Origin of the sequence: Neptunomonas antarctica, from assembly GCF_001305295.1 — a bacterium.
GTDB classification, from domain to species: Bacteria; Pseudomonadota; Gammaproteobacteria; order Pseudomonadales; family Balneatricaceae; genus Neptunomonas; species Neptunomonas antarctica.
On sequence record NZ_LJSI01000053.1, the window covers coordinates 760,579 to 783,161 of the forward strand.

Annotated in this window: 16 protein-coding genes; 14 read left to right on the forward strand and 2 right to left on the reverse strand. The window is 45.1% G+C overall.

What is annotated here, in order from left to right; translation table 11 throughout:
• A complete protein-coding gene (gene fliT / locus Nant_RS18265; RefSeq protein ID WP_054343052.1) occupies window positions 1–306 on the reverse strand; it encodes a flagellar protein FliT in 306 nt (101 codons plus the stop codon).
• Between the two features lie 229 nt (window positions 307–535).
• On the opposite strand from fliT, the gene Nant_RS18270 reads away from it, so the two are divergent.
• From Nant_RS18270 to Nant_RS18310, 9 genes are all read left to right on the forward strand, one after another.
• Window positions 536–2,518, forward strand: a complete 1,983-nt coding sequence (locus Nant_RS18270; protein ID WP_054343053.1) for a flagellin N-terminal helical domain-containing protein — start codon at window positions 536–538, stop codon at window positions 2,516–2,518.
• Between the two features lie 133 nt (window positions 2,519–2,651).
• Window positions 2,652–3,050 carry a flagellar protein FlaG gene (locus Nant_RS18275; RefSeq protein WP_054343054.1) on the forward strand — a complete coding sequence of 133 codons (399 nt, stop codon included), beginning with the start codon at window positions 2,652–2,654 and terminating at the stop codon, window positions 3,048–3,050.
• Between the two features lie 33 nt (window positions 3,051–3,083).
• Window positions 3,084–5,117: a flagellar filament capping protein FliD gene (gene fliD / locus Nant_RS18280; protein WP_054343055.1), complete on the forward strand. Its 2,034-nt coding sequence runs from the start codon at window positions 3,084–3,086 to the stop codon at window positions 5,115–5,117.
• Between the two features lie 61 nt (window positions 5,118–5,178).
• Entirely contained in the window at window positions 5,179–5,568 is a 390-nt protein-coding gene (fliS, locus tag Nant_RS18285) for a flagellar export chaperone FliS (protein ID WP_054343056.1), read from the forward strand.
• Between the two features lie 394 nt (window positions 5,569–5,962).
• Window positions 5,963–7,492, forward strand: coding sequence for a sigma-54 dependent transcriptional regulator (locus tag Nant_RS18290; protein ID WP_054343057.1), 1,530 nt, complete (start codon window positions 5,963–5,965; stop codon window positions 7,490–7,492).
• On the forward strand, window positions 7,489–8,619 hold the full coding sequence (locus tag Nant_RS18295) for a sensor histidine kinase (RefSeq protein WP_054343058.1): 1,131 nt from the start codon (window positions 7,489–7,491) through the stop codon (window positions 8,617–8,619). The genes Nant_RS18290 and Nant_RS18295 overlap by 4 nt, the downstream gene beginning before the upstream one ends.
• 115 nt (window positions 8,620–8,734) lie before the next feature.
• Window positions 8,735–10,111, forward strand: coding sequence for a sigma-54-dependent transcriptional regulator (locus Nant_RS18300; RefSeq protein ID WP_054343059.1), 1,377 nt, complete (start codon window positions 8,735–8,737; stop codon window positions 10,109–10,111).
• Between the two features lie 217 nt (window positions 10,112–10,328).
• Window positions 10,329–12,281 carry an acetate--CoA ligase gene (acs, locus tag Nant_RS18305; RefSeq protein ID WP_054343060.1) on the forward strand — a complete coding sequence of 651 codons (1,953 nt, stop codon included), beginning with the start codon at window positions 10,329–10,331 and terminating at the stop codon, window positions 12,279–12,281.
• Between the two features lie 142 nt (window positions 12,282–12,423).
• A complete protein-coding gene (locus Nant_RS18310) occupies window positions 12,424–13,092 on the forward strand; it encodes a response regulator transcription factor (RefSeq protein ID WP_054343061.1) in 669 nt (222 codons plus the stop codon).
• A 69-nt stretch (window positions 13,093–13,161) separates the two neighbouring features.
• Here Nant_RS18310 and Nant_RS18315 read toward each other — a convergent pair whose 3' ends face one another.
• Entirely contained in the window at window positions 13,162–17,094 is a 3,933-nt protein-coding gene (locus Nant_RS18315; protein WP_054343062.1) for a hybrid sensor histidine kinase/response regulator, read from the reverse strand.
• 281 nt (window positions 17,095–17,375) lie between these two features.
• Between Nant_RS18315 and Nant_RS18320 the strand changes: the two genes are divergently transcribed.
• The 5 genes from Nant_RS18320 to fliE all read left to right on the forward strand — a co-directional run bounded on the left by Nant_RS18320 (window position 17,376) and on the right by fliE (window position 22,582).
• On the forward strand, window positions 17,376–17,636 hold the full coding sequence (locus tag Nant_RS18320) for a DUF4212 domain-containing protein (RefSeq protein ID WP_054343063.1): 261 nt from the start codon (window positions 17,376–17,378) through the stop codon (window positions 17,634–17,636).
• Between the two features lie 33 nt (window positions 17,637–17,669).
• Complete coding sequence (locus Nant_RS18325; protein ID WP_054343064.1) at window positions 17,670–19,487, forward strand: sodium:solute symporter family protein; 1,818 nt, start codon at window positions 17,670–17,672, stop codon at window positions 19,485–19,487.
• A 103-nt stretch (window positions 19,488–19,590) separates the two neighbouring features.
• Window positions 19,591–21,420, forward strand: a complete 1,830-nt coding sequence (locus tag Nant_RS18330) for a DUF294 nucleotidyltransferase-like domain-containing protein (protein WP_054343065.1) — start codon at window positions 19,591–19,593, stop codon at window positions 21,418–21,420.
• Window positions 21,421–21,423: 3 nt separating this feature from the next.
• Window positions 21,424–22,050 (forward strand): 3'-5' exonuclease, encoded by a 627-nt coding sequence (locus tag Nant_RS18335; RefSeq protein ID WP_054343066.1) that lies wholly within the window; start codon window positions 21,424–21,426, stop codon window positions 22,048–22,050.
• Between the two features lie 178 nt (window positions 22,051–22,228).
• The gene (fliE, locus tag Nant_RS18340; RefSeq protein ID WP_179078912.1) at window positions 22,229–22,582 is read left to right on the forward strand and encodes a flagellar hook-basal body complex protein FliE; all 354 of its coding nucleotides are present in this window, start codon (window positions 22,229–22,231) and stop codon (window positions 22,580–22,582) included.
• The last annotated feature ends 1 nt before the right edge of the window (window position 22,583 follow it).

A 22,583-nucleotide genomic window follows, 5' to 3' on the forward strand; every position in this document is an offset into this window, starting at 1 on the left:
TCAGGTTGACTGATAAGCCTTCGTCATTTTTGCCCCTTGGGTCGCTTTTTTTCTTTCGTTGGCTAATGCCTGAATCTGCTGCGTAATTTTGGGCATCATCAGCGCATCCGTTTTTTGTATCTCCCTAATCAATCTATCTATTTCGAGTGAACTGCTTTCGTTGTCGGGTATGCTAAGTTGTTCTGCTTGCTGTATTAATTGCGCTCGATTAGCTTGTAATTGTTCTATTTTCTGCCACTCGTTATTTAAGCAAAGTTGATTGATTTCTTGTGTTATATCAAAGACTTGTTTAATGATTGCAAGCATGGATAATTCCTTTCTATATTTCACTAAAGCATACCTTGCAAAGGCCGCTATAGAAAGTAACCAAATCAGTAAAGTTGCTGAAGAAGAAAGTAGAAATAAAGTCTAAAGCATCTAAATAATTGGTCGATAACTTAAACATAGCCGGTGTGATGTAACTTTTTTTAAACAGCATCTGCCGGAAATGAACACAAAACAGCCAGTCAGATCTGGTTGATGAGGAGTAACTCTTATGTCAATGGTAATTAATTCCAACATCATGTCACTTACCGCTCAGCGTAACCTGACACTGTCTCAGAATGATCAGAATTCAGCGATGGAGCGTCTGACCAGTGGTAAGCGTATCAACTCAGCAGCCGATGATGCGGCGGGTCTCGCCATTTCTAACCGTATGACTTCTCAGATTCAGGGTCTAAACCAGGCGGTACGTAACGCTAACGATGGTGCGTCATTGATTCAGACAGCCGAAGGTGCGCTGGAAGAGTCTACCAACATCCTGCAGCGTATGCGTGAACTGTCTATACAGGCAGGTAACGGAACCTACTCCGATGGTGATCGTTCTAAAATGAACGCCGAAGTTAGTCAGCTGGTATCTGAGTTGGACCGTATCTCTGAAACCACCAGCTTTAACGGCCAGAAAGTATTAGATGGATCTTTAGGTAGTGTTTCATTACAAGTAGGGTCTGAAGCGAACCAGACGATTGAAATGAAAATCGGCGCAATGGATTCTAAATCGCTGGGTATGGGTTCTACCAGTGCGGATGTGTTGGGTGGCAGTATCACGAAAGCGAATATTGACCTGTCCAATAATACAGTAACGATTAATGGTCAATCGGTAATGGCTATCGGCGAAACCTATGACGGTGGTGCTGATAATCTGGGTGATTTAGTTGATGCAATTAACACTAATGTAAGTGGTGTTAGCGCATCTACTTATGCTGAGTCCACTGCATCTACAGCTGGAACCGGTGTTTTAGTTGAAGGTACAGACACATTCACTGTTACTTTAACTAAACTGGATGGTACAGCCACAGCGGTCAGTGTTACCGGTACTGAAAATATGGATGAGCTGGTTGATAAACTCAACTCTGAAGGTGGTGGCAAGCTGAGCGCTTCTATCACTGATGATGGCAAGTTGAATGTTAGTGCTGAAGGTGTTGAATCAATTGCATTTACAGATGTGGTAGCGGCAACGGGTACCATGGGTGATGTTGAAGCCTCAATTTCCCTGACTGCTGACAATGGTGATGATATTACCGTTGAACGTGGCTCTGCGGGTACGTCTGCTGATTTGACAGCGCTTGGCTTTCGTGAAAATAATGTAGCTGGCGTGATTGAGGGAGCTACCTCCGACGGAGGTACGACAACTCTGGCGTCTGGTGATGTTACTATTAATGGTACGAAAGTAGGTGCCGGTGAAACTGGATCTCTGACTGATACATTAGCGGCAATCAACAAAGTGAGTGGTGATACCGGTGTAACCGCAACGGCTTTTACTTCTGTTGAAATTGACGCTAGTGCTTTTGATAGTACTGCGGCAGACGCTTTTGAAATCAATGGTACTGCAATTGCTTCGGGTGGTGCGACTTCAACTGCAGATGTTGTAACGGCTATAAATTTAAAAACAGCCGAAACGGGTGTTACAGCAACACTGTCGGGTACTAATCTGCGTTTGGAAGGCGATGTAGCAGGAATTAAAATCAACGATACCGATGCAGCCTCTACTGGTACATTAACTACTACTGATGCAATGTTCGGTACCTCACTGACTGCTTCAAACGGTGGTGGCGTTAAACTAACCTCTGACAGCGGCGCACCAATCAGCGTTGATGTTACTGCTGATGGTGCATTGGCAACAGGCTTGTTAGATGCAAATACAACTGCTAACGGTAAGTTCGGTGCGGCAGTTAACAGCATCGATATCTCTACCGCAGCCGGTGCGCAGAAAGCGATTGGTATTATCGATAATGCACTAGAGTCTATCAACTCAACGCGTGGTGATATGGGTGCGATCAGTAACCGTCTGGACTTCACAGTAAACAACTTGTCGAGTGTGTCTGAGAATGCATCGGCTGCACGGTCACGTATCATGGATGCTGACTTCGCGGTTGAATCAGCTAACCTGAGTCGTGCACAGGTACTACAGCAGGCCGGTACTGCCATGTTGGCACAGGCTAACGCCGCGCCTCAGCAGGTACTGTCACTGCTTCAGTAATAGAGCAATACAGTAATTGAGTTAGGGGTTAACTAACCAGCCAATGAAAATCCCTCACCACCGCTGGTGGGGGATTTTTTGCTTAGGGCCGGTATAATGAACAGGCATCAAAAGCCGGTTCAAGAGGTGTAATATGTCAGTTGAATCAATGAATGCCAGTAATGTAGCCGCCAGTGCTCAGATAACGCAGCAAGCGCCTGGGGCTCAACAAACAGGTGCCGCCAAAACCGAAAGTGTTAATCAAGCGGCACTTTCGCAAGTGGATCAATCACAGGCGGCTCAATCTGAAGAGCCATCACAAAAAATGTCGACAGAAGAGGTACAGACCGCTGTGGATAAACTCAATGAGTTTATGCATAACGGCCAGCGTAACCTTAACTTCAGTATTGATAAAGATACCGACGATATGGTGGTGAAGGTCATGGATACCGAAACGCAGGAAGTGATTCGTCAGTTTCCATCCGAAGAAACCATCAAACTGACTAAGCATATTGAAGGTATGCTGGGTTTGATATTTAATGACCATGCCTGATTAGTTTTAAGACGTTCGTATAAGGAGAAGGTGATGGATACCAGTATTATTTCCGCGTTGGGCGCCGGCTCAGGTATCGATACCACGAGTTTGGTTAAGTCGTTAGTTGAGGTAGAGAAAGCGCCGCAACAAGCGCGCCTGGACACTAAAACAGAGACATTGAATGCACAGATTTCTGCTTATGGAACCTTAAAAAGCAGTTTGGCTGAGTTTCAGGCAATACTCGAACCGCTTTCCAAACCCGATACCTTTAATGCGCGTGCTGTCTCTTTTCCTGAAACCGATGTGATCAGCCCTAATGCTATTGCGGCGAATGCGCAGGCGGGTACGTACCAGATAGAAGTGCATGAGGTTGCTCAGGCGCAGGCGTTAGCCGTGAATACCGCCTATGCCGATAAAAATGAAAGTGTCGGCTCTTCGGGTAATCTAACCATTCGCTTAGGTAGCTGGGCGTACGATGTCGGTAATAACCCGACATCGTTTGCCGAGAATGAAAGCCAAACAGCGCTGGTATTGGAGATTGCCGCCGATGACTCGATACAGGATATCGCCGACAAAATTAATGCTGCTGAATCCGACGTACAGGCGTCTGTGCTGTTGGTTGACGGTCAATACCAGTTAATGATCTCCGCACCCTCGGGGGCGAATAATGCGCTGGAAATTACGGGCGATGACCCTAGTCTGGATATTTTCGCATTCAATGCTACTAACTACGCCGGTGTTACGGAAACCCAGCAGGCCCAGGATTCAGAGATAAAAATTAATGGTTTAACGGTTTTTCGTGAATCCAATGAGATTAACGATGTTATTGAGGGGCTAACGTTTAATATTAACAAAGCCAGCCCCGATGAAAAATTTACCTTTACTATCTCTGAAGATAAGGACACCGCTGAACAGTCGGTTCGTGATTTTGTGGACGCTTATAACACGCTATACGACACCGCTAAATCGTTAACGGGCACCAGCACCGACGCCGAAACCAATATCTCGACCCGCGGGGAGTTGGCAACCGACAGCTTGGCAAAAAGTGTTATGTCACGCATACGCCAAATGGTGGGCACTGCCGTACCGGGGGTGAGTGATTTTAATAGCTTATCGATGGTAGGTATCCGTACTCAGTTGGATGGCAAGCTAGAGATTAATGAAACTGATTTCACAGCGGCGGTTAAAGATAATTTTGATAAGATAGGCGCGTTGTTTTCACCGCAAACCTCCTCGTCAACCAGCGACGTTGATGTCAGTATCGGTAGTTATGCCTCGAAAACAGTATCAGGTGTGTATTCCGGATCCATTACCACTGCACCCGCTAAAGGTTCGGTCATCAGTGATACGGCATTTGTTGCTTTTAATACGTCTGATACTCCCGCTGGAGATTTTACATTCAGTATTGATGTGAATGGTACCTCCTCAGGCGAATTGACCTTGGTCGGCGACTTTACTACGCAGGATGAGCTGCGCTCTGCGCTGCAAGCATTGATCAATAATGATGATACGTTAAAAGCCTCCGGGGCCTTGGTGGATGTGGGGGTGGAGCCGGGTGGAGAGATTACACTTTCATCACGTCAATTTGGTAGCTCTTCACAGGTATCGCTAACGGCTAACGGTACTGAGTTTGCTACGGCTACGGGACTATCAACAGCGTCTGTCTCTACCAATGGTCACGATGTGGCGGGTACTATTAATGGCGAGGCGGCATTTGGCGCGGGTGAGGTGCTGTTACCTTCCATCGATACTGATCCCTACGGGCTTAACCTGAGTGTAAAACAAGGTGCTACCCTTGGTGACTTCAGCTTCACATTTTCGCAAGGCTTTGCCGGCGAGTTGTCTCAGTTGATCGATTCGTTTCTGTCGTCTTCGGGCTCGATAAAGAGCCGTGAAACCAGTATTAATAATCAGCTGGATGGCATTGTAGACTCCCAGGAAACGCTTGACCGTAAAATGACAAAATATGAAACTCGTCTTTCTGTACAGTTTCTGGCGATGGAAAGGATTGTGGCTAGCTTTAAAACCACCAGTGATTCCTTAACCGGAATTGTTGATCGGTTACCGTTTACTGCTAGCAATTAGATTTTTGATTTATAATAATTTCACATGTGTTTATATCAGCTACGCTTTGGAGTGAGTGAAAATGAGTATTAACCTGAATGCCATGAAACAGTATAAAAGCGTAGATCTACGCGCGACTGTTGCTACCGCTTCACCTAAAGAATTAATCTCCATGCTGGTGGACGGAGCATTAATGGCTATGGCAAAAGCTAAGGGTGCGATTGAACGTAAAGATATCAGTACGCGTACTGAACAGCTGAATAAAGCTAATGATATTATTTTGGGCTTGAAAGATTTTTTAGATCACGACAAAGGCGGAGAAGTGGCCAGTAATCTTGATGCATTATATGACTACATGGTCCGTACGTTAATGCAGGCCAACCGCAGTAATGATGCTGTAAAAGTGCAGGAGGTGATGAACCTGATGCTGCAGATCAAGTCTGGCTGGAATGCGATGGAAGTTCCTGTTTAAGTGCCTATTTAAGTACCTGGCTAATTCTAATACAGCACTTGGTTAAACAGTGTCTGGTTAGTTTTTTAATCACCGCTTTTAGTCGGTGAGCGGTAGTGAGGAAAGACAGTTCATAGCCATCCTTTATAACTATGATCCATAACGTACAGCTAGCTATAACGCTTTTAGGGAAACTTAAAGGCGTTTTTTTATGGAAGTTTTTATAAAACCCTATAGGTAAATATAAGTGTCGCTAAGGGACGTATGGTTGATTAAGTGTCGATTTTGCCGTGATTCATAATTCGCCAATTTTTTGGCATTATTATTATAAACCCGTTTATCTCCTTGTTTATCTGCTTTGCTCTGCTAGACTGTCAAAAAAATGACATAACCAATAACATATATTTAGTGGCTTATGAACTCACCTTCTCAGATGAATGTCCTGCTTGTTGATGATGATGATCAGCGGCGTCAATCAGTTAGTACTATCTTTAGTTTTCTTGGCGTGGCGCATCAAATGATGACGTTTGTTGAGTGGTTTCAGAATAACCATGTGCGTGCAGATCTGAGCGCGGCTTTTATCGGACGCTGTTCGCTGCCGGTATCACTGGAAAAACTGATTACGTCATTTCGGCAGGACGAAACTCAAACTTCGCTGTGTTTGCTGGAACCCTGGGATGATGTTGAGCAACTGAGTGAACGTTCACGTGCGCAGTTATTAAGGGTGTTAGATGGCCCGTTGACCGAGCATGTGTTGATGGATCTGTTGCATGAAGCGCAAGTGATAAGAGCGGGGCAGCCGTCGACTCTCGCTAAAAAAACACTGTTTCCTTTATTAATCGGGCAGAGCCCGACCATGCATAGTCTGAAAAAAACCATGGTTCGTGTGGTTGATCGTGATGTGAATGTGTTGATTACGGGTGAGTCCGGTACCGGTAAAGAGTTGATTGCCAGAAGCTTGCATGATTATTCCAAAAGAGCAAAAGGGCCTTTTGTGCCGGTCAACTGTGGCGCTATTGCTCCGGAATTATTGGAAAGTGAATTATTCGGACATGAGAAGGGTGCCTTCACTGGCGCTATCAATGCGCGCGCCGGACGTTTTGAAATGGCAGATGGTGGTACGTTGTTTCTTGACGAAGTGGGTGATATGCCCTTGGCTATGCAGGTTAAGTTGCTGAGAGTGCTTCAAGAGCGTTGTTTTGAGCGTGTGGGTGGTAATAAAACGATTGATGTGAATGTCCGTATTATTGCAGCCACGCATAAAAATCTGGAAGAGATGATTGTCTGTGGCTCTTTTAGGGAAGATCTTTACTATCGCCTGAATGTGTATCCGATCGAAACACCTCCTCTTCGTGATAGAAAGGACGATGTGGTCATGCTGCTGCACACACTCGCGAAACGTGCAGAAAAGCAAGGCTTAGGTCGTTTGCGATTTCACGCGTCGGCACTGGATTCATTACAGCGGCATCCGTGGCCTGGCAATGTACGTGAGTTATCTAACCTGATTGAACGTTTGGCGATTATGCATCCGGATGGCGTTATTGGGGTATCTGAATTACCCGCGAAATGCCGTCACATCTCAGAACCTGAACCTACTCGATATCAGGCGCAAAATTCGTTTTATCTGGATTCTGATACTGTGTCTGAGAGCTTATCTGCTAAGGAGCGAATCGATCAGACGGGGGGGCTTAAAGATAGCCCGGTTGATGATCCGGATGCCCAGATGGTTTTTTCCGACTCCAATAGTCATATGTTGCCAATGGTGCCTGATGAAGGCATGGATCTGAAACAGTATATGGAATCTATAGAGCAATCATTAATTGCTGAAGCGTTGGACAAAACCGGTTTTGTAGTAGCGCGGGCAGCCGAATTATTAACCATCAGGAGAACAACTCTTGTTGAAAAAATGCGCAAGTATGGTATCCAGCGGTTGTCGGAATCATGAGTGAAATAGAGCGCCTTAAATGTTCGTTAGCTGAGACTCAGCAGGCGCTGCTGGAAACACAGCAAGAGCTTGAAAGAATCAAGTGTGTACGCGATAGGGAAATGGCACATGGGGATTTACTTGCGGTACGTATGCGTCAATTACTTGACTTGTTGCCGGCAGGCGTGATCCTCATTGATAAGCAGGGTTTAGTCTCTGAATGTAATCCCGCCGCAGAAGATTTGCTGGGTGAGCCTTTACGGGGTGAGCTTTGGATGCGAGTGATTCAGCGCAGTTTTGCTCCGCAAAATGATGATGGCCATGAAATCTCATTAAAAGATGGCAGGCGCGTCAGTATATTGACACGTGCAATGGCTGATGAGCCAGGGCAGGTGGTGTTGTTAACTGACCAGACAGGAACTCGGTTGCTACAGTCCCGTTTGTCGCAATATCAGCGTCTTTCCGAAATGGGTCGAATGATGGCCTCACTGGCGCATCAGATCAGGACGCCACTGTCTGCTGCGTTACTTTATGCCAGTCATTTGGGTGCCGATAATATTACCGATCCGCAACGCAAAAAATTTGCCTTAAAAGTGAAATCCCGATTACTGCATCTGGAACATCAGGTGCAGGATATGCTGCTCTTCGCCCGCGGTGAAACTAAACTGGACGACAGGGTTTCTATCGAACAACTCTTTCAGGCGATTGACGATGTACTGGATGTACCTTTAGCGCAGTATGACGCAGATTGTGAGTTGGAAAATCTGGCCGCTGGATATTGGCTGCAATGTAATCAGGAAACCTTAATCGGTGCTATCCTTAATCTGGTTAATAACGCCTTGCAGGCAGCAGGAAATGACAAGCCTTTACGTATTGTGGCGTCTGTTGACGGAAAAAATATTATGTTGCGGGTGATTGATGCAGGACCTGGTATGGATTCAGCTACGATAAAACGTGCGCTGGAGCCTTTTTTTACTACAAAATCTCACGGTACGGGTTTAGGACTTGCTGTGGCTCAGGTTGTCGCGAAAGCTCATCATGGTGAGTTCTCGCTGTTTTCATACCCTGAAAGTGGCACGATTGCACAGTTCTGTTTGCCATTTATAGACAATTTAACGGCAGCTCCCTTAATGACCGATCCGTTATAGGATTAATAACAAGCCCGCCATAGTGCTGGTGTCAGATGCACTTATAGCCTTATTTGAAAATCTCTTATAGCTGTATTTTTAGAACTAATAATAGAACAACAATAGGAAGCGAATAATGTCGTTAACAGTACTGGTTGTTGAGGATGACTTTGGCCTGAGAGAAGCGTTGGTTGACACCCTTGAATTAGCCGGGATGAATGCGATTGAGGCGGAAGATGGTGAGTCAGCTATTTTACGTTTAAAAGACAGTGCTGTGGATATGGTTGTGTCGGATATCAATATGCCAGGTATTAATGGGCATGTATTGCTGGATTATGTAAGGCAGCAGTTTCCCGGAATACCAATGTTATTGATGACGGCTTTTGGGCAAGTTGATAAGGCGGTTGATGCGATTCGCAAAGGGGCGGTAGATTATTTGCTTAAGCCGTTTGAGCCAAGTGTGCTTATCAATACTATTAATCAGTACGCGTGCGGACTCTCAAAAGCTTCCATCGAACCGGTCGCGGAAGATATCAGTAGTCAGCAATTGCTGCAGTTGGCGCGCCGTGTTGCGGTCACCAGTTCAACGGTGTTGATTACCGGTGAGTCAGGCACGGGAAAAGAGGTGCTGGCTCGTTATATCCATGAGCATTCAGAGCGTGTGGCAGAGCCGTTCATTGCTATTAACTGTGCGGCGATTCCAGAGAATATGCTGGAGGCGATGTTATTCGGGCATGAGAAGGGTGCATTTACCGGTGCGATTGCCAGTCAGCCGGGTAAATTTGAGCAAGCGAATGGTGGCACCTTGTTGCTTGATGAAGTTACTGAGATGGATCTTAGCTTGCAAGCCAAGTTGCTTCGGGTTCTACAGGAGCAGGAAGTCGAAAGGGTTGGCGGACGTAGCACGATTAAGCTGGATGTGCGGGTTTTGGCGACCACTAACCGGCAGCTGGAGAGTGCGGTAGCAGAGGGAAAGTTCAGAGAAGATCTGTATTATCGGCTTAATGTTTTTCCGCTGCAGTGGCAGCCTCTGCGTGAGCGCAGAGCAGATATTGTACCGCTCGCTAAAGGCTTATTAGAGAAGCATTGTCAGAAAATGAAACGTGAGCGAGCGTTTCTGAGCGCGGATACTGAAATCGCATTATCGCAACACAGTTGGCCGGGTAATGTACGGGAACTGGATAATGTGATTCAGCGTGCGTTGATTCTGCAACCGGGCAATCTCATCATGCCGGTCGATCTGCATATGATGTCGGGTGCGATTCCTTTACAGGAAAGCCTGTCGCTCAGCGTTACAGCAGAAACTGCGCTGTCGGAAGCGGATGAGGTCGGCAAATTAGGCAGTGATTTACGTCAGCACGAATTTCAGTTAATTATAGATGCATTAAAAACAGCAGGGGGTAGCCGTAAAGAAGCGGCGGAGCGATTGGCGATCAGCCCTAGGACGTTACGCTATAAGTTGGCAAAAATACGCGAGTCGGGTATCGAGTTGGACAAATTGTTGGCAAAGTAAGTGTTAAATATAAAATAAAATAAATCATATAAATCAAAAGGTTGTGTTTTTGTTAGACTATTGAAGTAGCTTAGATATACCAATGTCTAATTCAGAGAGGTGGCTTCGGTTGGGTATAAAACTACTTTATATCTGCCAGTCTTCTCCTTTGAAAAAATAATAATAATTAGCAGACTAGCGTTCACATAATTAAAACAAGCAAGCTAAGGGCATTTTCATGAGCGAAAAGATATATCCAGTCAATCCAGAAGTGGCGGCACAGGCACATATTGATAACGCAAAATATGAAGCGATGTATGAGCAGTCTGTGAACGATCCTGATGCATTCTGGGGAGAGCACGGAAAGCGTCTTGATTGGTTCAAGCCGTACACCAAAGTAAAAAACACTTCATTTGACCCGCATAATGTCAATATCCGCTGGTTTGAAGACGGTACTTTGAATGCTTCGTACAATTGCTTAGATCGCCACCTCGAAACCCGTGGAGATCAGGTTGCTATTATTTGGGAAGGCGACGATCCGAGCGAATCTGAAAATATTACGTATCGGGATTTACACGAGCGCGTCTGTCGCTTTTCCAATGCACTAAAAGCTCAGGGTGTTGAAAAGGGTGATGTGGTTACTCTTTATATGCCGATGATTCCAGAAGCGGCTGTCGCTATGCTGGCATGTACACGAATTGGTGCAGTACATTCTATTGTCTTCGGTGGCTTCTCTCCTGAAGCAGTAGCCGCACGTATTGAAGGCGCTAAGTCTAAAGTCGTTGTGACGTCTAACTACTCATTGCGCGGTGGCAAGATTGTTCCGCTTAAAGCAAATGTAGATAAAGCGTTGGAGCATCCTGCTGCCGCGGCGCTGGTTACTAGCGTGATTGTTGTTAAGCGTGTTGATCAGGATGTTGCCTGGAACGAAAAAGTCGACGTTTGGTACGAAGACTTAGTGGCAGCAGCATCTGCAGAGTGTGCCCCTGAAGAGATGGAAGCAGAAGCACCGATGTTTATTCTTTATACATCAGGTTCTACCGGTGCACCTAAAGGGCTGGAACATACGACAGGCGGCTACATGGTGTATGCAGCCATGACGCACGAATATGCTTTTGACTATAAACAGGGTGACATCTACTGGTGTACAGCGGATGTTGGTTGGGTAACGGGTCACAGCTATATTGTTTATGGACCATTAGCCAACGGTGCTACCACGCTGATGTTTGAAGGTGTGCCTAACTATCCGGATAACAGCCGTTTTGGTCGTGTTATCGAAAAGCATAAAGTTAACCAGTTCTATACAGCCCCTACGGCTATCCGTTCGCTGATGCAGCAGGGTGAAGATGTATTGGGTGATTCTGATTTGTCTTCTTTGCGTATTCTTGGATCGGTGGGTGAGCCTATCAATCCTGAAGCATGGGAATGGTATTACCGTGTTATAGGTAAAAATCGTTGTCCTATCGTGGATACCTGGTGGCAGACTGAAACAGGCGGTTTAATGATTCTGCCTCTGCCGGGTGCTACTCCGATGAAGCCGGGTTGTGCTTCGCGTCCATTCTTTGGTGTGCAACCTGCCTTAGTTGATGCCGAGGGGGTTGAGTTGGAAGGCGAAGCTGCAGGGAATCTTGTTATTAAAGATTCATGGCCTGGTCAGAGTCGCTCTATCTGGGGTGATCATGAGCGCTTTACTCAAACCTACTTCACTACGTATAAAGGTATGTATACCACGGGGGACGGCGCACGTCGTGACGCTGACGGTTATTACTGGATAACCGGTCGTGTCGATGACGTTATTAACGTATCGGGTCACCGTATGGGTACGGCAGAAGTTGAGTCTGCTTTGGTTGCTCATCCTGCCGTTGCTGAAGCCGCTGTTGTTGGTTATCCGCATGCCTTAAAAGGTCAGGGTATTTATGTGTACGTAACGCTTCAGTCAGGCTTTGAAGAATCAGATGAGTTGATTAAAGAGCTGCGACTGCATGTTCGTAAAGAAATCGGACCTATTGCTTCTCCTGACTTGATTCAGTTCGCTCCGGGTATGCCTAAAACCCGCTCAGGTAAAATCATGCGCCGTATATTGCGTAAAATTGCAGAAGATGATTTTGATGCGTTAGGTGATACTTCTACGCTGTCGGATCCGTCTGTTGTTGATGATCTGATCGAAAATCGAATGAATCGTAAAGTTTAAGCCTTTATAAACGATTAAATTGTTTAAAACTCCTTCTTCAGCGGGTCTGTAGAGGGAGTTTTAGGTTTAGAGGTGTTATTATTCTGATAATTAAAGAATGAATAGTAGAGATGTGGGCGTGTCTTCGTCCAGAGGATTAAATATGCAGCTAGCCAGTAAAATCATTATTGCAGATGACCATCCATTGTTTCGTGCAGCATTGCGTCAGGCAGTAAGTCAGGCGATTCAAGGTGTTGAAATTGTAGAGGCCGACTCTCTGGCTGCTGTTCAGGAAGCCGTTGTTCAGCATAGCGATGCTGATTTGGTCTTATTGGATCTTCATATGCCGGGAACGCACGGCTTTACTGGTTTGGTCTTTTTGCGTGGACAGAACCCTGGTATTCCTGTGATTGTTGTTTCAGGTAGTGAAGAAGTGAGTGTTATGAGGCGAGCAATTGATTATGGCGCTTCAGGTTTTATTCCTAAATCTGCATCGCTTGAAACCATTTCTGAAGCCATAGTTGCTGTATTAAAAGGTGAAGAGTGGCTGCCGCGGGATATTACAGAAAATGGTACCGTAGATGTAAGCGAAGAAGAGCGCAAGTTTGCTGCCGCTCTGGTATCACTGACGCCTCAGCAGTTTAGAGTGCTGACGATGCTAACCGAAGGTTTGCTGAACAAGCAGATTGCTTATGAATTAAATGTATCTGAAGCCACTATTAAGGCACACGTTACAGCTATTTTACGTAAGTTGCGTGTCCACAGTCGTACTCAGGCTGTAATAGCGGCTCAACGTTTGAGTGTTGATCCTGCACGCACAAATATGGAATAAATAGAATTTCTCAAAGATGTCTTTGTGATGCGCTGAGACGTTTTAAAAGCACCCTTGTAGGGTGCTTTTTTATGCTATTTTGCTGGCCGCAATAAGTTTATTGATCATGGCACGCAAGGCTGCGGGTTTGATAGGTTTGGTCAGTAGTTGTGCGCCGGATTGCTCTATCTTATTTTTTACTTCATCGGTGCGGTCGGCCGTTATGATGAGAGCGGGGATCTCTTTTTCCCATGTCTGATAGAGTGCTGACAGTGCCATGAGCCCTGTATCGGATTCATTTAAATGGTAGTCAGCCAGCACTATATCTGGTTGTGGTGCGTTTTCTGGGTATAAGGCGATGGCGGTTTCTATCGATATTGCTGTATATGTTTCGCAACCCCAGCCTTGTAGCAAGGCGGACATACCTTCCAGAATTTTTGGTTCATTATCGATAATCAGAGCAATGGTTCCATTTAACGCTTTGCTCCTGATCCAGCCACGTTGTTCCGGTTTTGAATGTACTTCTTTGGCAGGATCGCCTAATGGCACAAGAACGCTGAAAACGGTACCTGATCCTGGCCATGAACGTACCCTTATTTTATGCTTTAACATTCTGGCGATACGATCTGTAATAGCCAACCCGAGTCCTAGTCCTTGTACCTTTGAATGTTTCGGATTGTTGATGCGTTTAAATTCTTCAAAAACTTCATGCAGCTTTTCTTCTGGGATGCCAACACCGGTATCCCAGACTTCAATACGCAGGTTTTTTCCATCACGCCGACATCCTAGCAGTACTTTACCGTCTTGGGTGTAGCGCACAGCATTAGATAGAAAATTTTGTAGAATACGCCGTAATAGTTTTTGATCGGAAGCGATGATTTGGTGGCAGTGAACAAAATGAAACGTTAACGTTTTTTCTTGGGTAAGTGCGGTAAATTCAGCACAAAGGTTGCTAAATAATGTGTCTATAGAGAAGTGTGTAATGACCGGTTCAAGTGCGCCAGCGTCCAATTTAGAGATGTCTAGAATCGTTGTGATGAGTTCTTCGGCTGCTTTAAGAGATCCGTCCAGATTATCCACTAATTGCGTTGTACTGGGCGAATAGTGGCTTTGTTGGGCGAGCGCGGAGGTAAAGAGTCGTGCTGCATTCAGTGGCTGCAAGAGATCATGGCTGGCGGCTGCCAAAAAGCGGGTTTTACCTAAGTTAGCCGCTTCAGCATCACTTTTTGCCTGACGTAGTTCGTCTTCCATCAGAGCGCGTATAGTATTTTCTTTGCGGAGCTCTTTGTTGACGACGGACAATGCGTGAGTTCGTTCCTTAACGCGTTGTTCTAGTGTTTCGTTGGTGATTTGCAGTGCGATTTCTGCTTCACGTCGCTCGGTAATATCCTGATACAACGTAAAGTACCCTAATACATCGCCATATTCTCCGATATGCGGAATATATGTGACTTCTGCAAAGCGTTTGGCGCCGTTTTGTGAGGGTAGGTCTGTTTCAAATTTTTGGCGTTTACCGTTTAGTGCTTGCTGAATGAAGTCATAGCGTTGTGCATATATAGTGTCACTCAGAACTTTGTAAGCAGCCATACCTACGATTTTGTCTCGTTCAAGTCCAAAGGCATCAGCATAGGCTTTATTGGCAAAAAGGTAGCGGCTTTCTGTATCAAGGTATGCGATAAGCACCGGTACGTTATCGGTATAAATCCGGATGTTCTGTTCGCTTTCACGCAGGGCTTCTTCAACACGCTTGTGTTGAGTAATGTCCATATAAGTATTAACGTAGCCGCCATTGGGTGTTGGATTATCGCGCACTTCAAGGACTGATCCATCAGGTCGATAGCGTTCATATCGATGAGGCTCACCCGATTTAATGCTATCCAGACGCCGGCTGATCTGCTCTTCAATATTTCCAGGACCATATTCGCCTTTCAGTGCGTTATAGCGGAATATTTCTTCGATAGAGCGCCCTACACAGATGAGGCCTTCCGGATAGTTGAACATTTGAATGTAAGGGCGGTTCCACGCAACCAGTCGTAATTGTTGGTCGCTAACGCTGATGCCTAACCCAATATTCTCTATGGTAGATTGTAAAAGAGACCGATTAAAACGCAGTGCCTGAGATGCCTCATCAACGATAGAGACGACATCGCCGATCTGCATGTCTTTTCCGCGTAGCGTTGACGCCAGTACGATGCGCGCAGAGGACGCGCCAATTACGCCGGCGAGTAAACGTTCCGTGAAGTTATTTAGTTCTGATGTAGCTTTTTCTCCCGATTGGGGTGGATCTTCGTTGCGCTGGAGTGCGTATCCAGTGAAGGCGTGCTGGGTTCGGCTTAATCCCAGAAAACGCTCAGTAAGCATTTGCAAATCGCCTACGGTTACAGTTCCATGCTGGCGAGAGGGGGTTGTCGGGTCGTTGTTATAAACATCGACAAAAGCACTGGCCTGAATACGCTCGGATAATCGTTGTGATGTATAGTGCGAAATTACAATGTAGAGGGCGCTATTGACTAATAGGCTCCACAAAACCCCATGTGTGAGGGGGTCCAGATTACTAAAACTAAACAGCGCGGTAGGTGTTAATAGGTGGTAATCAAATAATCCATTTTCTAAAAAATGTGGAGAAATGATACCGGCATCGGTCAGTGTTGGTATGACAAGGGTATAAATCCACAGTAAAAGTCCTGCTGCCATACCGGTTAGCGCGCCTTGGCGAGAACCTTTCTTCCAGAAAATGCCGCCTATGATGGTCGGCATAAATTGCGCTACGGCGACAAAAGCGAGCAGGCCAAAGGATGAGAGGGGGCCTTGATCTCCTAAAATCCGGTAGTAAAAATAAGCCATGATAAGCAAAGCGATAATGGTTAAGCGTCTGACTTTTAATAATAGTGTGCCAAGATCATTACTTTGCGCCAACTGAAGTCGGGATATTCTGAATAGCAGGGGCATTACGATGTCGTTGCAGACCATGGTAGATAGCGTGATGCTTGCGACAATTACCATGCTGGTGGCGGCAGAGAGCCCGCCTATAAAGGCAAAAGTTGCGAGTTTTTTGTTGCCTAATTCGAAGGGCAGCATGAGAACAAAAGAGTCAGGATCAATAGATTGTCCCTGGAAATAAAAATTACCTGCTGTGGCTATCGGAAGCACAAAAATACTGAGAAGAATCATGTAGAACGGAAATAACCAGCGTGCTATGCGTAAGTTTTTAATGTCGGAATTTTCTACAATAGTGACATGGAATTGTCGAGGCAGGCAGAAGATGGCACAGGCTGCTAGTATAATCTCAGTTACAAAACTGCCTTCAAGGAAATGTGTATATTTTGAGTCGGATTGGAGCTGTTGACTGACGTGGTATAACGTATCGTAAAGACCGTCAAAAATGTGTCCGGATATAAAAATACCTACAGCTATAAAGGCGGTGAGCTTGATAATTGACTCAAAAGCAACGGCAAGCACAATACCTTCATGATGTTCGGTTGCATCAATATGTCGGGTACCAAAAAGAATGGCAAAAATGGCCATTAAAATAGCCACAAAAAGCGCAGTATCGCTACCTTTGCTAAGTGCTTCTGTAGTGCCGGGTGCGAGAGCGTTATAACTCAGCGCAACGGCTTTTAATTGCATGGCGATATAAGGGATGGTGCCAAGTACTGCGATGATCGTAACAAGCACAGCCAGTGCCTGACTTTTGCCGTAGCGTGATGAGATAAAATCGGAAATAGTAGTAATGTTTTGTTGCTTACTGATAAGCATCATTTTTTCTATAATGCGCCAGCCAAACACGAAAACGAAAACAGGCCCCAGATAGGTGGCTAAGAACTCCCAGCCCGAGTATGAAGCCCGACCGACCGACCCATAAAAGGTCCATGAGGAGCAATACACGGCCAGGGATAACGAATAAATAATCGGATTGTTTGCGTAGGACTTTCCACTGGTTGTTTTGTCCCCATAATAGGCGATGCCGAATAGCAGGCTAACATACAGGAGTGAAATCAGAATTATGGACCAGCCTGACAGCATGTCGACATACCCTTGGAATTAAATGTGTGAACCTAAGTGTAACCTAAACCCACTATGATCCTAATACTTCAGTTATACCTTTGTATAGCCTGTTGTATGTTAAAGGGTTTTCAAAGATTATGTTACAAGTGAAGAGCCATGCAGTCTGCAGCGTAGTTTTTGATAGTTGTCTACAATGTCTACCGACTAAAGTCGGGGATTTTTTTGGGCTGACTCTCTGATAAATTCACTCGGTCTACTTCTTTCACTTAATCCGATAAAAAAAAATTAAGGATAGTGCCATGTCAATCAGTAGTGAGAGCGCAAAAGCCTATTGGGGCGAAAACTTGCGCATAATAATGTTTTACCTTGCCATCTGGTTCGTAGTTTCCTACGGCTGTGGCATTTTGTTTGTTGATGCGCTTGATAAAATCGACTTTTTCGGTTTTCCATTGGGCTTCTGGTTTGGTCAGCAAGGTTCAATTTTCGTCTTCGTCGTCTTGATCTGGGCTTATGTAGCCAGTATGAACAAGCTAGATGCAAAATATGACGTTCAAGAATAATAATAATTTAACTAAATTTAGGGCGGCGTTAATATGAGTGTTGATATGTTATCGTACCTGTTTATTGGTGGATCCTTCCTCCTTTACATAGGTATTGCAGTCTGGGCCCGTGCTGGCTCAACAAAAGAGTTTTATGTTGCGGGCGGTGGTGTACACCCAATTGCTAACGGTATGGCGACAGCTGCCGATTGGATGTCTGCTGCATCTTTTATCTCCCTGGCGGGTCTGATCTCCTTTATAGGTCGTGATGGTTCTGCATATCTGATGGGTTGGACCGGTGGTTACGTGCTGTTGGCTATGTTGCTGGCACCTTACCTGCGTAAGTTTGGTAAGTTTACAGTGCCTGACTTTGTGGGTGACCGTTATGAATCGAACACTGCTCGTATTATCGGTGTTGCGTGTACCATCATCATCTCCTTCACGTATGTGGCAGGTCAGATGCGTGGTGTTGGGATCGTATTCTCCCGTTATCTGCATGTAGATATTAATACAGGTGTTATCTTAGGTATGGCGATTGTATTCTTTTATGCCGTATTGGGTGGCATGAAAGGTATTACCTATACTCAGGTAGCTCAGTACTGTGTACTGATTCTGGCATTTACTGTACCAGCATTCTTCTTGTCTGCTCAGGTAACAGGTCATATCCTTCCTCAGATCGGTTTAGGTGCTACGCTTGAAACAGGACAGTCAGTTTTGGCTACTCTGGATCAGCTGTCTATGGACCTTGGTTTTGCGCAATATACCACCGGTACGAAAAGTACGATTGATATCTTCTGTCTGACCGTCGCGCTGATGTGCGGTACTGCGGGTCTGCCACATGTAATCGTGCGTTTCTTCACGGTTCCGCGTGTTAAAGATGCACGTACGTCTGCAGGTTATGCGTTGATTTTCATCGCGCTGCTTTACACTGCTATTCCTGGTGTTGCTGGTTTTGGCCGTGTAAATCTGATTCAGACATTGAATGGTCCTGATAACGCCGGTACTGAATATGCTGCCATTCCTGACTGGTTTAAGAACTGGGAAAATGCTGGTTTGTTAGCATGGAATGACCGTAACGGTGACGGAAAAATTCAGTATGCTGCAGGTAGTGCTTTTGACAGCAAAGGCGGTAAACCTGCTTTTGATGACGGAGCAGATCCACGTGGTGAGATGGGGCAACGTCTGGCTACTAACGCATTGGTAGGCGCTGAGTTTGATGCGACTAAACAGCCTTTTGCGAACGAAGTTTATGTTGACCGTGACATCATGGTACTTGCTAACCCTGAAATTGCTCAGCTTCCGGCTTGGGTTATTGCATTGGTAGCGGCCGGTGCTGTTGCTGCGGCTCTATCGACAGCAGCAGGTCTGTTGTTGGTTATCTCTACCGCGATTGCGCATGACTTGATGAAAACAGTGATTAGTCCGAATATCACTGATAAGCAGGAGTTGATGTACGCTCGTATGGCGGCGGTTGTTGCTATCTTGATTGCAGGTTACTTCGGTATTAATCCTCCAGGGTTTGTGGCGCAGGTAGTTGCGTTGGCATTTGGTATTGCGAGTGCTTCGGTATTCCCAACACTGATGCTGGGTATCTTCTACACACGCATGAACACTCAGGGCGCGATTGCCGGTATGCTGGTAGGTCTGTTGTCTACTGTCGGCTACATGTGGTACTTCGTGTTTGGCGGTGGTGATCCTGCTGACTACTTCATGGGTATTAGCCCGGGTGGTTTTGGTGCTGTTGGTCTGGTACTGCACTTTGTGGTTGCTATTGTAGTAGCTAAGTTCACGCCTCCACCATCAGAAGAGATGCAGCGTATTGTTGCTGATCTGCGTATTCCACGTGGTGCTGGTGAAGCTCACGCTCACTAAGAATTGAGATAGTTTCGGACTAGATGTCGAAATAAACTCAGCATTATTGAAGGCGCATCAGCGAAGGTTGATGCGCCTTTTTTATTAAGACAGGAGAGTAGATATGCCTTCATCTTTTAATATGGATAACTTGCCTTTCAGTTTGCTAACTAAAAAGGAGCAAGCCTTATTACGTCAGAATCTGGATATAGGATATTTTCAGAAAGGTGAAGTAATTATGGAATCGGGATCCGTGCCAGAAGGGGTTCATGTTGTCCTTAAGGGTAAGGTTTCAGAGAGTGAAACGCGTGACAATAAAGGCGGCCATGAACACGTATTTGTTCAGTATGAAAATGAAGATTATTTTGGTGCATGGTCCGCAATAAAAGGAAAGGCGATCCATAACTTTATTGCTGAAGAGGAGACTATCTGCCACATAATACCGATAAAAACAGTACTCGAATTAGTCTCTGGTAACTCTTTGTTTGCTGATTATTTTCAGCAAAATCTTACAGCAAAAACCGAAATTGCAGAGCAGTATGGCGCGTCCCAGGACATGGCTGAGTTTATGCTGGCGCGCGTTAGTGAAGGCGTGATGCGCGATCCGATAATAGTGAGTGAGCCAACCAGTATTAAAGATGCCACCGCGTTGATGCGTGAGAAAAAAGTTGACTGTGTATTGGTTAAAAAAGGCTCCCGATATGGGATGGTTACCGGTACGGATATATTAAATGCTGTCGTTATTAATGAATTACCCATAAGTACCTGCGTAGCGACAATTGCGACCTACCGTTTAATCAGCGTTCATCCTGATGATTATCTTTTCAATGCATTAATTATCATGACGCAACAGCAAATCGAACGTGTTGTTGTTATGGATAATGATGAGTTGGTGGGTATTGTTGATTTGACTGATGTGTTGAGTTTCTTTTCAAGCCACTCTCATGTTATTGGCTTGCGAATAGAAAGAGCGAGAACGCTGGACGATTTACATATGGCGGCTCAGGGTCTTAATGATTTAATTAAGTCTTTAGTTTCACAAGGTGTAAAGGCTCGTTTTGCCATGGATCTTTTAGCGGCGATGAATAGCCGGGTTATGGCTAAGCTGTTTGATTTAATAGTCCCTGCTGATATGCAGCCTCATGTATGTTTGATTGTTATGGGCTCAGAAGGACGGGGTGAGCAGATAATGAAAACTGATCAGGATAATGCAATCATCTATCGAGACGGGCTTGTTTGGGATGAAATGCAGGAAGTGATGAATCGCTTCAGCGAGCATTTAATGGAGTTCGGCTATCCTAGGTGCCCGGGAAATATTATGGTTTCAAACCCTGAATGGGTGAATTCGCTGGGAGATTGGACCCAGAAAATGTCTGACTGGTCTGTTAGTTGGACTGAGGCTGATCAGATGAACTTAGCCATTGCTGTTGATGCAAAGCCTGTTGCTGGAAATCCGGCATTATTTAAGGCTTCTCGTAATTGGTTTTTTAAATATTTAAAAAATAACGACGCGTTTTTCTCAAATTTTGCAAAAGTTGCCTTGGAGTTCAATACACCGTTGACCTTTTTTGGGAATTTGAAAGAGCGTGGTCAGTTGGATGTCAAAAAAGGCGGAATTTTTCCTATAGTGCATGGCGTAAGAACATTGGCGCTTGAAAACCGGATATTGGCCACCAATACTTTTAAGCGTCTTGAAGCATTAGTTGAGATGGGTAAGATGCAAGAAAAGCACGCGAGGGATTTGTCTGAAGCGCTGGGATTGTTTATTCAGTTGAGATTGCGGCAGCAGATTAAGCGTGCTGAAGAGCAGGAGGCGGGTGTAGACCTAACGCCTAATACCCTTGACTTACAATCCATGAATAAAATGGACAGAGATTTATTGAGAGATGCTTTTCATATAGTGAAAGGGTTTAAGAAGCATTTGGAGTTGCATTATCACTTAGGGAGCCGTTGATTAATGATTATCCCAAGAACAATAAGAAGAATGAAAGAGAAAATGGAGCATAAATCAGGTCCTTATGCTTATTTGTTTCAGCCCTATGAAGGTGATGAGGTGGTGTCACTGGATTGTGAAACCACTGGATTGGATGTGAAAAATGCAGATATTATTTCTATTGGTGCAGTTAAGGTTAGAGGAAAAAAAGTTCTGACCAGTGAAAGACTGGATATCAAACTAAAGCCGCCTAAAACGCTGACAGGTGATTCTATTAAGATTCACAAAATACGTGCGGCTGATCTGGTTGATGGTATTGAGTTGGATGATGCGCTTGAGCAAGTATTGGCTTTTGTAGGTAACCGGCCTATTTTAGGGTATTACGTGAGTTATGATATTCGGATGTTAGATAAATTTATACGTCCTAAATTTGGATTTGGCTTGCCTTGTAAAGCTATTGAATTATCACATGTGTATCACGATATTATTAAATGGCGCATGGTAGGAGGGAATGTAGATTTACGCTTCGATACTATTTCCAGGAAGCTGGATATTCCTATGCTGGAAAGGCATACCGCATTAGGCGATGCAATTACGGTCGCCTTGATGTATGTGCGACTTAAATACGGAGATCCTCCTGAGCTGGGATAAGATGATTGTCTGATCAATGATAACTAAAAACGAGCTGATGGCTCGTTTTTTGCATTATAAAACATAACTCAGTATTTCTAAATAAGTGCCATATTTATGACGCTATCAGTTGTTGATACGCTTGTTTAAAGATAATGATTCCATATAATGTCAATAAGTTGTCGCGTTGAGATGTATGATGATTGAACGTACAGATATAAATAGTGTTTTGATGCAGATGCGTGCGCTAAAAGCGGATGCTCAGCAGGGCGTAAGTAATGCCGGAAAACCGTCACCTTTACTGGCAGATATGACTCGGCCGGTAGAAAATGAAGGTTTTGGAGAGTTGCTGAAGAATGCGATCGATAAGGTTAATGATACTCAGATGGAAGCGAGTCGTATGGCTACCGCTTTTGAGCAAGGCGACCCGCGGGTTGAGTTAACGCAAGTAATGATACAATTACAAAAAGCCAGCGTATCCTTCCAGGCAATGACTCAGGTGCGTAACAGGCTTGTGACCGCGTATGAAGACGTTATGAAAATGCCAATTTAAT